Origin of the sequence: Aggregatibacter segnis ATCC 33393 (assembly GCF_000185305.1) — a bacterium.
Taxonomy (GTDB): Bacteria; Pseudomonadota; Gammaproteobacteria; order Enterobacterales; family Pasteurellaceae; genus Aggregatibacter; species Aggregatibacter segnis.
The window spans coordinates 477528-493736 of the sequence record NZ_GL622200.1 but is presented as its reverse complement, the minus strand read 5'-3'; the positions used below and the strand labels follow the sequence as shown (position 1 = coordinate 493736).

Sequence of the window (16209 nt, the reverse complement as noted above, 5' to 3'; positions counted from 1 at the left end):
AGTGTTTTATGCAAATCTACATCACCTTTGGCCTCTATTTGGCAATTATTTTAGGCATTGGGTTATACGCCTATCGTTCCACCAAAAATTTTGATGATTACATTTTGGGTGGACGAAAAATGGGAAGTTTCGTGACCGCCATGTCAGCCGGTGCTTCCGACATGTCCGGTTGGCTATTAATGGGGTTACCCGGCGCGATTTTCTTATCAGGCCTTTCCGAAGCATGGATTGCTGTCGGCTTAACCGTTGGCGCCTATCTGAACTATCGCGTTGTGGCAGGACGCTTGCGGATTTTCACTGAGAAATATAGCAATGCGCTGACCTTACCTGAATTTTTTGCACAACGTTTTCCGCGTCAGAAAAAAGCGTTAAAGATTATTTCTTCAGGCATTATTCTCTTCTTCTTTACCATTTACTGCGCTTCCGGCGTGGTAGCGGGAGCGAAGTTATTCCAAAGCTTATTGGGCTTAGAATATTCCACCGCACTTTGGTTAGGGGCATTAGCGACCATTACGTATACCTTTATCGGTGGCTATTTAGCGGTTTCATGGAGCGACACCATCCAAGCCTCATTAATGATTTTCGCCTTGATTTTGGCACCGGTCATGGTATTGCTCAACATCAGCTGGGATGAAATCACGATGTCTTTGGAAGCCAAATCTGCTGTCACCGGCATTCCTTACAGCAACTGGCTGCACAATGTTTCCGGTATCGGCGTTGTCTCTGCGTTGGCTTGGGGCTTGGGTTATTTCGGACAGCCACACATTCTTGCCCGTTTCATGGCAGCAGACTCTGTCGCCTCTCTCGAAAAAGCCCGTCAAATCGGAATTTCTTGGATGTTCCTCTGTCTTGGCGGCGCCGTTGCAGTAGGGTATTTCGGATTGGCCTATTTCACCACCCAAAATATTCAACTATACAATGCAGAAGCGGTTTTCATTGAGTTAAGTAAAGCAATGTTTAACCCTTGGATTGTCGGTATCGTTTTATCCGCGATCTTAGCAGCGGTGATGAGTACCTTGTCCGCCCAATTATTAATGTGTTCCGCAGCAATTACAGAAGATTTCTATAAAGGTTTCTTCCGTAAAGGCGCTTCCAGCCTTGAATTGGTCTGGGTCGGTCGTTTAATGGTATTGTTAATCTCGGTGGTTGCCATCGCTATCGCACAAGATCCAAACTCTAAAGTAATGGGCTTGGTTTCTTATGCATGGGCTGGTTTTGGTGCCGCTTTCGGCCCAGTGGTGATTCTTTCTTTGTTCAACCGCAATATTAGCTCCAAAGCGGCATTATGGGGAATGTTATCCGGCGCTATCACCGTGGTGGTCTGGAGTCCATTAATGAAATACTTGGGCTGGGAAGATTTATCTCACCTCTATGAAATCGTCCCAGGTTTCTTGGTCTGTTCTTTCATCACCATTACCTCTTCCGTGTTCGCACCGGTACATCCGAAAGTGATGGAACAATTTGATGCTGCTTTAGCTGAATTTGAAGCACGACGCTAAAAAAGTGCGGTGATTTTTAAATGTAAAATAGGGCGGAATTTCCGCCCTTATCTTTTTCTATTCTCTTTAGGTTATTCCTATCTAAACAACGTTGCTTAATTTATAGCTATTATTTTTCCCTTTATATTTACTCACTATTCGGTAATATACTGCCTCTTTAAATCCGATATAATTAGTCAGGTATTTTACTTTCAATCGTAAAATCTGAATGTGTCTGACACAAATAATTAAGTTATCTACCTCTAATTTTCTCAAGGAGTGATCAAATGGGACAATATAAGAAGTTCTGGTTCCTGTTAGTTGCCGTGTTAATAGGAGCGTTCTCTATTCTCGGTTACTACGGGTTTGAAATCTATCGTGAAGCTCCGCCAATTCCGAAACAATACGTGACGGAACAAGGCGAACCGGTTATCACACATGACAATATTTTACACGGTCAAACCGCTTGGCAAACCACCGGTGGTATGCAATTAGGTTCCGTTTGGGGCCATGGCGCATATCAAGCACCGGACTGGACCGCCGACTGGCTACACCGTGAATTAACCAACTGGCTAGACATTGTTGCAAATCAAGAATACGGCAAAAACTTCGCCGATTTAAATGATGACCAACAAACTATCTTAAAAAGCCGTTTAACCAAAGAATACCGCGGCAGTAAAGTTGATGAAAATGGCACCGTAGTGCTTTCCGCCAACCGTTTAGCGGCAATCGATAAAACGGCGCAATACTATATTTCTTTATATGGTGATGATCCCGCGAGCAAAGCAACGCGTGAACACTTCGCCATGAAAGACAATACCTTGCCGAGCTTAGAAGCTCGTCAAGATTTAGCGAAATTCTTCTTCTGGACAGCATGGACTGCCTCTGCAGAGCGTCCGAATACCCATGCCACTTACACCAACAACTGGCCGCATGAGCCGTTAATCAATAACGTGCCGACACCGGAAAACGTCATGTGGTCTATCGCCAGTATCGTCTTCCTCATTGCCGGTATCGGTTTCGTGGTGTGGATTTGGTCATTTAAGCGTCGTGAAGATGAAAAAGACCCGATTTCCCCGGAAGTTGACCCGCTAACTAAATTGCAATTAACGCCATCGCAAAAAGCCTTAGGTAAATATTTGTTTACCGTACTTGCGCTTTTCTTCGTGCAAGTGAACTTAGGTGCCGTTGTGGCGCACTACACGGTTGAAGGTCAGGAATTCTATGGTTTAGATATTTCCCAATATCTTCCATATTCTTTAGTACGTACATGGCACATTCAAGCGGCGTTATTCTGGATCGCCATGGCATTCTTGGCTGGTGGTTTATTCCTTGCACCGATTATCAACGGCGGTAAAGATCCGAAATACCAAAAACTTGGCGTAGATGTTCTCTTCTGGGCATTGGTTGTCTTAGTAGTAGGCTCCTTCACCGGTAGCTATTTGGCCATCGCGCACATCATCCCTGAAGAATGGAGCTTCTTGTTCGGTCACCAAGGTTATGAATTCATCGACTTAGGTCGTTTCTGGCAAGCAGTGAAATTCGCAGGTATCTTATTCTGGTTGGTCTTAATGCTACGCGGTACCGTGAATGCGTTCAAACAACCGGGCGACAAAAACTTACTTGCCTTGTTCTTCGCCTCCGTTATCGCCATCGGCTTATTCTATGGCCCGGCGTTATTCTACGGCGAACACACACACTTATCTGTGATGGAATACTGGCGTTGGTGGGTAGTTCACCTTTGGGTAGAAGGCTTCTTTGAAGTATTCTCCGTAGCGGCACTGTCCTTCATCTTCGTAAGTTTAGGTTTAGTTTCCCGTCGCACAGCGACTGTGGCAACCATCACCGAAGCGGCATTGTTCTTAATTGGCGGTATTCCGGGAACCTTCCACCACTTATACTTCGCCGGTGCGACAACGCCAATTATCGCTGTAGGTGCCTCCTTCTCCGCACTTGAAGTTGTGCCATTAGTTTTACTTGGCCATGAAGCCTGGGAACACTGGGAAATGAAACAAAAAGCACCATGGATGGATCGCTTAAAATGGCCTATCTACTGCTTCGTTGCCGTTGCCTTCTGGAATATGTTGGGTGCGGGTGTGTTTGGTTTCTTAATCAACCCACCGATTTCCCTCTACTATATCCAAGGTTTAAACACTACCGCAGTACATGCCCACGCGGCATTGTTCGGGGTATATGGTTTCTTGGCATTAGGTTTCGTGTTCTTAATCGCACGTTACTTACGTCCAAACACACCATTCAACGACAAATTGATGAAATGGGGCTTTTGGTTGCTTAACAGCGGGTTGGTCTTAATGATCGTCTCCAGCCTATTACCAATCGGTATCATTCAAGGTTACGCGAGTATCTCTGAAGGTTTATGGTATGCCCGCAGTGAAGAATTCATGCAACAACCGTTATTCGACACCTTACGCTGGGTACGTTTAGTGGGTGACGTTGTATTCATCTTTGGTGCGCTTGCATTCTTCTGGCAAATTTTCACCATGGTTTTCTTCAAACCAAAACATATTGCCAATTAAGTAAATTGAGCAAAAAACAAAGCTGCTGATTTAAAATCAGCAGCTTTTCATACAAAGAGATACAAAAATAGGGCGGAATTTCTGCCCTATTTTGTTTTCTTATTTCAACGTCACCAGCCAACAATTATGAATTTGCTTATTGCGTTCAAAGTCCAACGGCAAGGTTTTGTGAGAAATTTCCACCGCACTTAAACCTAATTCTTCCAACTTAGCAAAATCCATTTTGAAACCGCGTTTGTTGTTAGAGAACACAATGGTGCCGTTCGGGCGCAGAATGCGTTTTAAATTTGTCATCAACTTAATATGATCCCGTTGCACGTCCCAACTGTCTTCCATGCGTTTGGAATTGGAGAATGTCGGCGGGTCAACAAAAATCAAATCAAACTGACGATCGCATTTTTCTAACCACTGCAAGCAATCCGCTTGAATCAGTTTGTGTTGTTTACCTTCAATGTCGTTCAACAACAAATTCTGTTCCGCCCAGTTGAGATAGGTATTCGACATATCCACGGTAGTGGTAGATTTTGCCTTGCCGAGCGCCGCATGTACCGTTGCCGAACCGGTGTAAGCAAACAAATTGAGGAAATCCTTGCCTTGCGACATTTCGCCGAGCATTTTACGGGTCAGGCGGTGATCCAAAAACAAGCCGGTATCCAAATAATCCGTTAAATTCACCCACAATTTCGCGCCGTATTCGTTCACATAAAAATACTCGCCTTTGTTCGCCAATTTTTCATATTGATTGGTGCCTTTTTGTTTTTGGCGCACTTTCAGAATCAACTTATTGGTTTCAATGCCGGTCACTTGCAAGATGGCATTCACCGCATCCAACAACCGTTGGCGGGCTTTATTTTCATCAATATTTTTCGGCGCAGCATATTCCTGCACCACAATGTGATCGGCATAACGATCCACTGCCAAATTGTATTCCGGCAAATCCGCATCATATAAGCGATACGCGTCTAGCCCTTGCTGCTTCGCCCATTTCTCAATTTTCTTGATATTTTTTTGCAGGCGATTAGCGAAATCCAGCGCGACTTCAGACGTTACCGAAGAAGTGCGGTCAAATTCTAGGGCATTTTCTACTGCACTTTGCTCTGCGCGCTCGGCTATTTGATAATTTTTCTGAACACAATCTAACGGGCCGTTTTTCGCTTTAAACTGACGATGAGAACGTAAGCGCAAGCAATCCAATAGACTTGGCTCACCACTGAAAATAGATGCGTTCCAGCCGGCAAATTGTTGTTTCAAGCGTTGGCCAAACACAGAATACAAGGCAATCAGCGCCGGCGTTGTGTCTAAACGTTCGCCGTACGGCGGATTACAAATCACCGTGCCTGCTACGTTCGGACTTGGATTTTTTATCGCCGCCACATCGCCCTGTTGCCATTGCATCAAATGCGCCACGCCCGCATTTTTAGCGTTTTGTTTGGCTTTTTGCAACACGCGATGATCCAAATCGAAACCATAAAAGTGCGGTGGATTTTCACGTTGTTTTTCGGCTTCCGCCAAGGCTAAAGCCTCTTCTTTCACCTTTTCCCACGCTACCTGATTATGCCCCTGCCAAAAATTAAAGCCCCAATGCAGACGATATAATTGCGGTGCGATTTGCGCTTCCATTTGTGCCGCTTCAATCAATAGCGTACCCGAACCGCACATCGGGTCCACCAACGGCGTACCTTTTTGCCAACCGGAACGCAACACAATCGCGGCCGCCAAGGTTTCACGCAACGGCGCTTTGCCGGTGTCTTCACGATAACCGCGCATGTGCAACGCATCGCCGCTTAAATCAAGCGACAGCACCACGTCATCACGATTCAAATACGCATGAATACGAATATCCGGTTGTTCTTTATCCACGTTTGGACGGGCTAGACCATGGCGTTCAAAATAATCCACAATGCCGTCTTTCACACGCATCGCGCCAAATTGGGTATGGCGAATTTCTTGGTTCGTACCATTAAAATCCACGAAAAAATGGACTTTTTCATCAAAATAATCCAACCAATTCACGCCCACCACAGCGGAATATAAGTCCAAATCGCTAAAGACTTTAGCTTGCACGATAGGCAATAAAATACGTGAACTCAAGCGGCTCCAAAGCAAAGTGCGATACAGGGTTTCGTCATCTGCCCAATAATGCACGCCGCCTTGCGCGACTTTGGCATCCTGTGCACCTAACTCGGTTAATTCGGATTTCAGAAGCTCTTCAAACCCACGGGCTGTGGTGGCAAAAAGTTGTTTCATAAGGTCTCAATGGTTGGAAAAAATTGGCGGGAATTATAGCAGTTTTAAGCGACTAAGTGCGTTGAAGTGCGGTGGATTCTAATAAAAAATAAAGGGGATTAAAAATCCCCTTTAAAAAATGACCGCACTTTTCAACGATCAATAACCTTCAACCTGCATATTCGGTAAAAAAGATGCCTGTTGAATACGTTTTACACGGGTTTCAATATGCCCGTCAGCATGTAAATCTATTTCGCGCCAGCCGGGCTGAGCAACATCCAGTGCAAAAGTGTTGCTGTCCGCTTTAAATTGAATACACGTAGAAGGCGTTGCCATCACTTGATAACCAAGCCATTCACTATCCACTTGTTGGTGAATGTGTCCGTATAGTAGGGCTTTGACATGCTTAAATGGCGCTAATACTTCCGCCAATTCATTGGCATTACGTAAGTTATGTTGATCCAACCAAGCAGAACCTGTGGAAAGAAGGTGATGATGCAATACGACCAAAGAATAGCGTTCAGGATATTCCTGCAATTTTAGCTTTAACCAATCCAGCTCTTCCGCTTCTAATTGTCCGTGTGGCACGCCCTGCACTTGGCTATCCAAAAGCAAAATTTGCCACTTATCCCCTAACAAAATATGTTTTTTCGCGCTGACAGTCTCTTCTTTTAGGATTTCAAACATTTTCGGCTGAAAATCATGATTCCCGGGGATCCAAAAGACCATTTTGTTGTTGAGCGCTTTCACGTCTTGACGAAAACGCAAGTAGCCCTCATCACTATTATCCTGTACTAAATCGCCCGTTGCTAACACAAGATCATAGTCGTATTGCTGTTGTTGAATTTCACTTAAAACTTGGGAAAAACTTGCTTGCGTATTGATGCCCAACAATTCACCGTTAGTATCTTTAAAAAGATGCGGATCCGTAATTTGAACAATACGGAACACGTCTTGTTGGGTGTTATATTGATAGGTATTTAACAAAGTAAACTCCTACTACTTAATATTAAACTTAGTCTAAATTACCTATGTCGTCAGATAATAAAATGCTTACAGCCATTGCTCTTTCAATTTTCGGTAATTTAACTCTAGCCATTGTAATCCGATTACCGCAATGCCATTATCAATTTTACCCTCACAAAGCCATTGATATGCTGTTTCCCTACTCACGACATGAACACGAATATCTTCATTCTCTTCTGCTAAACCGTGTAATCCGCCGACTGTGGTGCTATCCACTTTACCGACAAAAACGTGAATACGCTCCAGCACGCCACCCGGGCTATCCCATACGCTCAAACAATGTTGCATATGAGAAATCTTCGCGCCGGCTTCTTCTTCACTTTCTCGTAATGCCACGGATTCCGGTGTTTCGCCTTCCTCGACCATGCCGGCAATGAGCTCTAACAGCCAAGGTGATTGAGTTGACGTTGGATCATAAGCACCGATACGCACCTGCTCCACCAACACTACGTTATCTAACACTGGGTCGTAGGCAACCATAGCAGAGGCAGCACCTTTGACGAGCAATTCACGGGTCACCGTGCCGCTCCAACCGCCGGCAAAAAGTTTATGTTTGAATTGAACTTTATTTAGCTTAAAAAAACCTTGATAAATCGTTTCATCCTTCAAAATTTCAATATCTTTTTGAGTAAACTGCTGAAACTGATACATCTTTATCTCCCTAAATTACAGCTAGCGAGTAGGATACTTTCATTCAGTACAAAAAAAATGTAATTCTTTGTAAAATTTCCGGATTTTTGAAGTAGCTCACAAAAGTCTAAGAGAAGAAAAGAGATGTGATAGAAATGTAACAACACATAAATCAAAAAAAGTGCGGTGTGTTTTTAACGTATTTTTTACTGCTGAAAAGTTCACTAAAAACACACCGCACTTTTTAATCAATCTATACAAAATACTGTTCAAAAATTTGAGGCAAATGCTGCTGTAATGTAGCCTTGCCAGCAATTTCTTCTTTTTCCCATGCCTGTAGCAACACCTCCGCAGAAAAAAGTTGTTTTGCTTTCTCCGCCAATGGTATGTAGCTGATATGCCAAGGTTCACGCCCGATTTTTTTCTCTGCCGGCATTTGCATAAAAGGCAAACTAAAATCAAAGTGCGGTAGATTTTCAGTGAGAAATTCACTCAGTTCAAAGAAATAACCGCCTTTTTCATATTCCCAAGGCTCAAGCTGTAAGGGTTGACCTTGAGGCAAAAGATCAGGATCGAAAATGTCAATTTCCGTACCCCAATGATGGCGACTCGCCCCCGGTAACGCCGACCAACGTAAAATAGCTTGCGCTTTTTGCCAATCGTCCAAGTGGGTCAAATCTAACGCATTACCTGCATCATCATGCACTTTGCGTTCACCGCTAAATTTGCCGTTCCAAATAAGTTGTTGGCGCGCAAAATCACGAAAGCTGCTGGCGGGTTGTAAATTAAAGCCATTTTTGACCGCACTTTGTTGCAGCCCTTGAAAGGCTTTCATTGCCTGCGCCTGCAAAAAATGATGAGTCGAATGCAGTGTCGGCAAATGCACCAAATGTTCTCGCGATTTGCCGGTCAACATGTCAGGGGTTAATTTCATCTTATTTGCCCAATAAATTGACTAACATTTGATGATAAATCTGACCGCACTTAGCGAGATCATCCACACTTACACATTCATTCACTTTATGAATGGTCGCGTTAAGCGGCCCAAATTCCACCACTTCTGCGCCCATCAACGCAATAAAGCGCCCATCAGAGGTACCACCACCGGTTTCCGCTTGTGGTGTAATGCCTGTGGTTTGCTCGATAGCTGCAGTTAACGCATCTAATAATTTACCCGGTTTGGTTAAAAACGGTTTGCCGGAAAGATTCCATTCCATGCGGTATTTCAACCCATGTTTTTCCAGCATTTCAGCGACTTTTTGCTTGATGATTTCATCGGTGACTTCCGTGCAATAACGCAAATTAAATTGCACGTAAAGCTCGCCCGGAATCACGTTATTGCTGCCCGTACCGGCATGAATATTAGCGATTTGCAAACTGGTCGGCGGGAAAAATTCATTGCCGTTATCCCACTGATAGGTTGTCAACTCTTGTAGGAATGGCGCGGCTTTATGAATCGGATTTTCCGCCAAATGCGGATATGCCACATGGCCTTGAACGCCTTGAATATAGAGGTTGCCTGTAATCGAACCGCGACGACCATTTTTGACCACATCGCCCAAAATTTTCGAACTGGACGGCTCGCCCACCATGCAATACGTGATTTTCTCACCGCGCGCCATTAAGCTTTCTACCACACGCACCGTGCCGTCTTTCGCTGTAGCTTCTTCATCTGAAGTAATTAATAAAGCGATTGTTCCTTCATGGTTTGGATTGGCTTTCACATACTCTTCCACCGCCACAATCATCGCAGCTAATGAGCCTTTCATATCAGCCGCACCACGTCCATAAAGCATGCCATCCACAATTTCGGCAGAAAACGGTGGATAAGTCCATTGGCTTTCATCCCCTGTTGGCACCACATCCGTATGCCCGGCAAAGGCAATCACTGGCTCACCAGAACCATGCTTTGCCCACAAATTTAAGGTGTCGTTAAAAGGCATCCATTCAATGTGGAAACCTAATTTTTCTAAACGTTCGGCAATGAGTTGCTGACAGCCTTCGTCATTCGGGCTGATCGAGGGTCGGCGGATAAGCGATTGAGATAATTGAATAATATGGTGTTTCATAGCATTGAGGAAATTGGCTGAATAAGTAAAAGTGCGGTGTAATTTAACAAAATTTCTTTTTTATTCAAATCTTATTGAACAAAAAATGGATAGCTTGGCTATCCATTTTGTTATTTTTGCAACATCAAAATTGCACTTGTAGCCGCATCCAATATTGACGGCCCGGTTCATTTACCCGCGTGGTTTGTACCCCTGCAGAAGGATCGGCACCTTTGCTGACGAATTCGGCATAGGATTTATCAAAGAGATTATCAATACCGCCCTGTAAAGTCACATATTTGTTAATCTTCCATCCTGCGTTTAAGGACAATGTGCCAAATCCGGCTGATGGGCCAATGTCTTGCCCAACAATATTACCTTGCCCTTCGGCATAGCGTTTTTGGGCAGAAACCACTCGCCATAACAAACCTACGCTCAAGGTGTCGTTATCCCAAGTTAATGAGTTTTTCCATTCTAACGGAGGCGTTTGAGCCAGCGGGCGATCATCGGTACGGTTTTTACCGTAGGTGTAAGCAAGGCTACTGCCGATTTCCCAATGTTCGGCAAATTTCCATTTACCCTCAACCTCACCGCCTAAACGGGTCGCTTTCACATTGCGGGCTGTCGCATTGTTATTTATGCTTTCTAACATAATAAAATTATGCACATCACTGCCAAAAAACGAGAGGGAAAGATCAAAAACATCATTTTTCCAAATCAGTCCCGTATCAATTTGACGATTCTGTTCTTTATTCAACACTTGGCTTACACGACGCTCCCAATAATCCGGCGCACGCTCGGCAACGCCTAAACCGGCATAATATTTAATGCCATTGATTTCTTCTTCCCAACGGAAGAAACCCGCGTGTAAATCATAGGTGCGTTTTTTATTCGGATGATTTGCCATCAAGGTATCGTATTCCGCCTTCACTTCATCATAACGATAACCTGCTATGAACTTACGGCTATCATTAACCGTCCATGCCCCTTCTGCAAATCCGCCCCATTGGGTGAAGTTTTGTTGCGGCTGATAAGGTTTATGCGTATAGCCTTCACCGTGCATTTCCATGCGAGCAAGGTGTTTGTCGCGCATATAATCAATTCCGGTCTGCAAATTAATATCCGGCCAATCAAAGGTCGCTTTTAGGTGTCCGGTGTCTGTTTCACGTTTTGGATTCATTGCTTTTTTGACTTGGCTTCCCATCATGCGCAAATAGCGCAAGCTATAAGTATCCATCACATGATCGATCTTGCTTTGACCGTAGCGCAACTCAAGCTCAGTAAACCATGGCGCAATATTACGTTGCACAAAACGCACATTCCATGCATCGCGGTCAAATTTACTGCCGTCCATCATACGATCCGCATAAGCCGCTTCACCTCGGCTACGCTCATAGGTTCCTGTCAGCAATGTATTTTCTGTCGGAGTAAGGCCAAGTTGTAGCATTTGGTTACGACGTTCAAAGGAAGAATGAATGCGATTACCGTCACCATCTTTGTAATTGCCGGCTTCATTATGTGACACACTGGTACGTAAATAACCGTATTTACCGCCGGCCATCGCATCAAAATAAGCATCATGACGTTTATTTCCGCCAAGGGTTAGGCTGCCGTTTAAATAAGTGTTTTGCGTATCAAATTCAGGTTCTTTCCGCACAAAACGCACCGCGCCTGCAACCAACCCCGTCCCTTGTGTCACCGTTTGTGGTCCTTTAGTCACCACCACTTCATCATAAGCCGATGGGAAAATATATGCTGTAGGTGGATCCATTCGGTTGCTACAACCACCATGAATAAATTGATCATCCGCCTGAATACTCAAACGGGAGCCACCCAATCCCCGAAATAAGGGGTCACCGGAACTCCCGCCTTTACGAATCACACTCATATTTGCAACGGATTGCAATAAATCTGCCCCATCACCAGCCGGCAAAGGTTGAAGCGTCGTTTTAGGGTTAAGTTTTACCGTATTCGCACTCTTTTGCTACACACCGGTCACAACAATCGGAGCAAGTGAGGTGGTAAATTGAGGCTCCTCCGCAAACGCATTGGATAAAAAGAACGGAAGAGGAAGAAGGGCAAAATAAGATTTGTTATGCATAATCAATCCCTTGTTTTGGCACTTGAGTCATAAAAACCACAATTCAACCACATAAAATCTTTCAAACAAATACCAACAGTTATGAAACATTTATCACATCAATGATTGAGATTGTAACAATACTGTAATGAATCTTATTCTTATTAAGAACAAAAGGCAAGGTTAAAAGATGACTATTTACTTATGCATTTCTGGTAAACATACTACTGCCAGCACCAATTGAACTATCCCCAAAATAGTACAAGGAAGGCCTAATAAAAAATAAGTGCCTATAATTGTATCAATAGTGCTATTCCAGTTTAAATCAACAAAATGCAAAGATAATCCGACGATAATAGGGATTAAAAAAGGTATAAAAAATGCCACCAATAAATACCGCCCATAATAGCGACTTGCTTTTTCTCGAGTAACAAAAAAGATAAGTGTTGCCATCACCCCAGGTATAAATGAAATAAGAAAAGAAAGAAAAAATGCCTCTCCAACAAATTCAGAAATAATGACTGCACATAATAATGCAATAAAAAAGCTCCCAATAAAAAACGCGGTATAGCCTTTTGTAATGCATTATTCATCTTTATATTTCCTTTCAAATAAAATGAATAGCTCTAATAAGCAGATAAGAAAGCCTCCAGCTTCAATAAAGAATAAGGTTAAGCGGTTACTGTGCGTCCCATATTTTTATAAAACACGCTTGTGCTAATACCAGTTGAACTACTCCCAATATACAAGCCAAAATACCGTGCGTTAGATAATACTCTACAAGCGTATCAATAGCATCATGCCAACTGTTTAAATAAATCAAATCGAATAATGTGGCCAGGATCGGAATTAAAAAGGGCGGCATCAAAAGTGCCAGTACCAAATACCGCGAATAGTAGCTACTTGCTTTTTCCTGAGTGATGTAAAAAACAAACGTTGTAATCGCACTAGGTATAAATACGATAAAAAAAGTATAAAAAAATACCCATACCACGTCATCTGATGAGCTGCCATCCATTGAAGCAAGAAATAAATCAACGACGACTGCGCATACTAATGCAATAAAAAAACTCCCAATAAAAAAACGTCGTATAGCTTTTTGCTGTTCACTTTTTTGTTCATTATTCATTTTTATATTTCCTTTCAAATAAAATTAATAACTCCAATAAGCAGAAAAAAAACCTCCAGCTTTAATAAAGAATAAGGTTAAGCGGTTACTGTGCGTCCCATATTTTTATAAAACACGCTTGTGCTAACACCAGTTGAGCTACTCCTAATATACCACAAGGAATGCTGTACCCTAGATAATTCGCTACAAGCATATCAATAGCATCATGCCAACGGTTTAAATAAATCAAATCGAATAATGTGGTCAGGATCGGAATTAAAAAGAACGGCATCAAAAGTGCCAGTAAAAAATACCGACAATAGTAGCTACTTGCTTTTTCCTGAGTGATGTAAAAAACAAACGTTGTAATCGCACTAGGTATAAATACGATAAAAAAAGTATAAAAAAATATCAATACCACCTCATCTGAGCTGGGAGTCATTAAAGTAATAAATAAATAACCGAGGGCAGCGCATACTAATGCAATAAAAAAACTCCCAATAAAAAACGTCGTATGGCTTTTTGCTGTTCACTTTGTTGTTCATTATTCATTTTTATATTTCCTTTTTTAATCAAAATTAGTAGTTCTAATAAGTAGATAAACAAGTAAAAATAAATTCTCTACTTTAATACTACTTAAATGCTGTAATATATTCTTTTTCGTTGAAGCCAATCAATGCCTTACCATCTTGCAAAATAATCGGGCGTTTGATTAACGTTGGATTTTCAGCTAATACGGAAAGTGCGGTAGATTTCGAGAGTGTATTTTTCACATTTTCATCAAGATTACGCCAAGTCATACTACGTTTATTGACTAAATTTTCCCAACCAAATTGGGCTTCTGCTTGTTGTAAGAATTGAGTATCTAATCCATCCACACGATAATCATGTAATTTATGTTGAATATTATGTTCAGTTAGCCACTTCAATGCTTTTTTCACCGTATCGCAGTTTTTAATGCCATAAACAATAATCATATTCTCACCTCTAAAAATAAAAAATCCTCAATCTTATTCAGACTGAGGATTTTAACCATTACATTAATCAATCACAAATAGATTAGCTCAATAACTTATTGATGCGCTTAATAAACGCCGCCGGATTTTCTAACGAACCGCGCTCTGCAAGCATAGCTTGCTCTAACAACAATTCCACCCAATCGGCAAATTCCGCTTCATCGGCAGTGTCAGCCACTTTTTTCACCAAGTGATGTTCCGGATTTAATTCAAACGTGTATTTCACTTCCGGCACAGGCTGACCTGCCGCAGCAAAAAGTTTTGCCATTTGCGTGGTCATTTGGTCATTACCGGTGGAAACTACTGCCGGTGTATCCGTTAAACGGTGAGTTAAACGCACTTCTTTCACGCGTTCGCCCAGCAAGGTTTTTATGCGCTCAATAAAACTATCAAAGGCTTTGTCTTGTTCTTTTTGCGCTTCGTTTTCTTCTTTATCCGCCAAATCACCTAAATCCAAATCGGCTTTCGTGATAGTTTGAAGTGATTTGCCATCAAATTCCGTTAAGTAGCTTAACATCCATTCGTCAATACGATCGGAAAGCAATAAGACTTCAATGCCTTTTTTATTGAATAATTCCAAGTGCGGGCTGTTTTTGGCCGCTACATAGCTGTCTGCTGTGATGTAATAGATGGCTTTTTGCCCTTCTTTCATGCGGGCAACATAGTCTTCTAATGACACGGTTTGTTCACTGCTATCTTTGTGGGTAGAGGCAAAACGCAATAATTTCGCAATGGTTTCTTTATTACCAAAATCTTCTGCCGGACCTTCTTTTAGCACTAAGCCAAATTCTTTCCAGAACTGCTGATATTTGTCGGCATCCTCTTTCGCCAATTTCTCTAACATTTGCAATGAACGTTTGGTTAACGCTTTACGTAACGCTGCCGTGGTTTTGTTGTCCTGCAATATTTCACGGGATACGTTTAACGGCAAGTCATTGCTGTCGATTAACCCACGCATAAAACGCAGATAATTCGGCATGAATTGCTCCGCATCATCCATAATAAACACGCGTTGTACATAGAGTTTCAAGCCGTGTTTATGTTCACGGTTGAATAAATCCCAAGGCGCTTTAGACGGCACATAAAGTAAACTGGTGTACTCTTGGTTACCTTCCACTTTGTTGTGCGCCCACAATAACGGATCCGCAAAATCATGGCTTAGATGCTTATAAAACTCTTTGTATTCCTCATCGGAAATGTCGTTTTTAGAACGTGTCCAAAGGGCATCCGATTTATTGATTTTTTCCCATTTTTCACCGATTTCTTTGCCTTCGTCATCATATTCTTTGGTAAGCATTTCCACCGGCAAACCAATATGATCGGAATATTTACCGATAATTTCACGCAAACGCCATTCATTTAAGAATTCTTTTTCGTCCTCACGTAAATGTAAAATCACGTCAGTGCCACGGGATTTTTTCTCAATATCCGCCACGGAATACTCGCCCTCTCCGGCAGATTCCCAAAGCACGCCTTTATCCGTTGCCTCACCTGCCGCACGGGTTTTCACCGTCACTTTATCGGCAACGATAAACGCCGAATAGAAACCCACACCGAATTGACCGATAAGCTGACTGTCTTTCGCTTGATCTTGCCCAAGTGCGGTCAAAAATTCTTTTGTTCCGGATTTGGCAATTGTGCCCAAATGATCAATAACCTGTTCACGGGTCATCCCAATCCCATTATCGCTGATGGTGAGGGTGCCTTTATCCGCATCAAAACTGACGCGCACACGCAATTCGCCGTCACCTTCATATAAAGCCGGATTAGACAGGGCTTTGAAACGCAATTTATCCGCCGCATCGGAGGCATTTGAAATCAGCTCGCGCAAGAAAATTTCTTTATTGGAATATAAAGAATGAATCATTAATTGGAGAAGTTGTTTGACTTCCGATTGGAAGCCACGGGTTTCTTGATTTGTACTCATATTCTTCCTACTTATGTTGAATAAATTGAAAACGTTATGGATATAAGTGCGGAAGGTGAAATTTCAAGAGCAGGAAAGAAGAAAAGTGCGGTGGAAAATTTATCTGTTTTTCCACCGCACTTTCTTTAGATAT

At 42.6% G+C, this 16209-nt stretch carries 12 protein-coding genes and 1 pseudogene; 2 read left to right on the top strand and 11 right to left on the bottom strand.

The window, feature by feature from the left end; translation table 11 throughout:
• Nucleotides 1–8 precede the first annotated feature (8 nt).
• Both putP and HMPREF9064_RS06965 read left to right on the top strand, forming a co-directional pair.
• A complete protein-coding gene (gene putP / locus HMPREF9064_RS06960) occupies nt 9–1499 on the top strand; it encodes a sodium/proline symporter PutP (RefSeq protein ID WP_006717353.1) in 1491 nt (496 codons plus the stop codon).
• Nucleotides 1500–1765: 266 nt separating this feature from the next.
• Nucleotides 1766–4015 (top strand): nitric-oxide reductase large subunit, encoded by a 2250-nt coding sequence (locus HMPREF9064_RS06965; RefSeq protein WP_006717351.1) that lies wholly within the window; start codon nt 1766–1768, stop codon nt 4013–4015.
• Between the two features lie 99 nt (nt 4016–4114).
• Here the strand turns inward: HMPREF9064_RS06965 and rlmKL are convergent, their stop codons facing one another.
• The 11 genes and pseudogenes from rlmKL to htpG form a co-directional block, all read right to left on the bottom strand.
• Nucleotides 4115–6262 (bottom strand): bifunctional 23S rRNA (guanine(2069)-N(7))-methyltransferase RlmK/23S rRNA (guanine(2445)-N(2))-methyltransferase RlmL, encoded by a 2148-nt coding sequence (rlmKL, locus tag HMPREF9064_RS06970; RefSeq protein WP_006717349.1) that lies wholly within the window; start codon nt 6260–6262, stop codon nt 4115–4117.
• Between the two features lie 138 nt (nt 6263–6400).
• Nucleotides 6401–7228, bottom strand: coding sequence for a 3',5'-cyclic-AMP phosphodiesterase (gene cpdA, locus HMPREF9064_RS06975; RefSeq protein WP_006717347.1), 828 nt, complete (start codon nt 7226–7228; stop codon nt 6401–6403).
• A 66-nt stretch (nt 7229–7294) separates the two neighbouring features.
• Nucleotides 7295–7918 carry an ADP-ribose diphosphatase gene (gene nudF / locus HMPREF9064_RS06980; RefSeq protein WP_006717345.1) on the bottom strand — a complete coding sequence of 208 codons (624 nt, stop codon included), beginning with the start codon at nt 7916–7918 and terminating at the stop codon, nt 7295–7297.
• A 232-nt stretch (nt 7919–8150) separates the two neighbouring features.
• Nucleotides 8151–8831 carry a M15 family metallopeptidase gene (locus tag HMPREF9064_RS06985; RefSeq protein WP_006717344.1) on the bottom strand — a complete coding sequence of 227 codons (681 nt, stop codon included), beginning with the start codon at nt 8829–8831 and terminating at the stop codon, nt 8151–8153.
• A gap of 1 nt (nt 8832) precedes the next feature.
• The gene (gene dapE, locus HMPREF9064_RS06990; protein WP_006717342.1) at nt 8833–9966 is read right to left on the bottom strand and encodes a succinyl-diaminopimelate desuccinylase; all 1134 of its coding nucleotides are present in this window, start codon (nt 9964–9966) and stop codon (nt 8833–8835) included.
• Nucleotides 9967–10090: 124 nt separating this feature from the next.
• Nucleotides 10091–11893 (bottom strand): annotated as a pseudogene (locus tag HMPREF9064_RS09620) (TonB-dependent copper receptor); the annotation flags it as partial.
• 330 nt (nt 11894–12223) lie between these two features.
• Complete coding sequence (locus HMPREF9064_RS10080) at nt 12224–12478, bottom strand: hypothetical protein (protein ID WP_314310886.1); 255 nt, start codon at nt 12476–12478, stop codon at nt 12224–12226.
• 226 nt (nt 12479–12704) lie between these two features.
• Nucleotides 12705–13154: a hypothetical protein gene (locus HMPREF9064_RS07000; RefSeq protein WP_006717339.1), complete on the bottom strand. Its 450-nt coding sequence runs from the start codon at nt 13152–13154 to the stop codon at nt 12705–12707.
• Nucleotides 13155–13239: 85 nt separating this feature from the next.
• Nucleotides 13240–13575, bottom strand: coding sequence for a hypothetical protein (locus tag HMPREF9064_RS09745; RefSeq protein WP_006717337.1), 336 nt, complete (start codon nt 13573–13575; stop codon nt 13240–13242).
• A gap of 190 nt (nt 13576–13765) precedes the next feature.
• On the bottom strand, nt 13766–14110 hold the full coding sequence (locus HMPREF9064_RS07005) for an ArsC family reductase (RefSeq protein ID WP_006717336.1): 345 nt from the start codon (nt 14108–14110) through the stop codon (nt 13766–13768).
• Nucleotides 14111–14192: 82 nt separating this feature from the next.
• Nucleotides 14193–16076 (bottom strand): molecular chaperone HtpG, encoded by a 1884-nt coding sequence (htpG, locus tag HMPREF9064_RS07010; protein ID WP_006717333.1) that lies wholly within the window; start codon nt 16074–16076, stop codon nt 14193–14195.
• Nucleotides 16077–16209 lie beyond the last annotated feature (133 nt).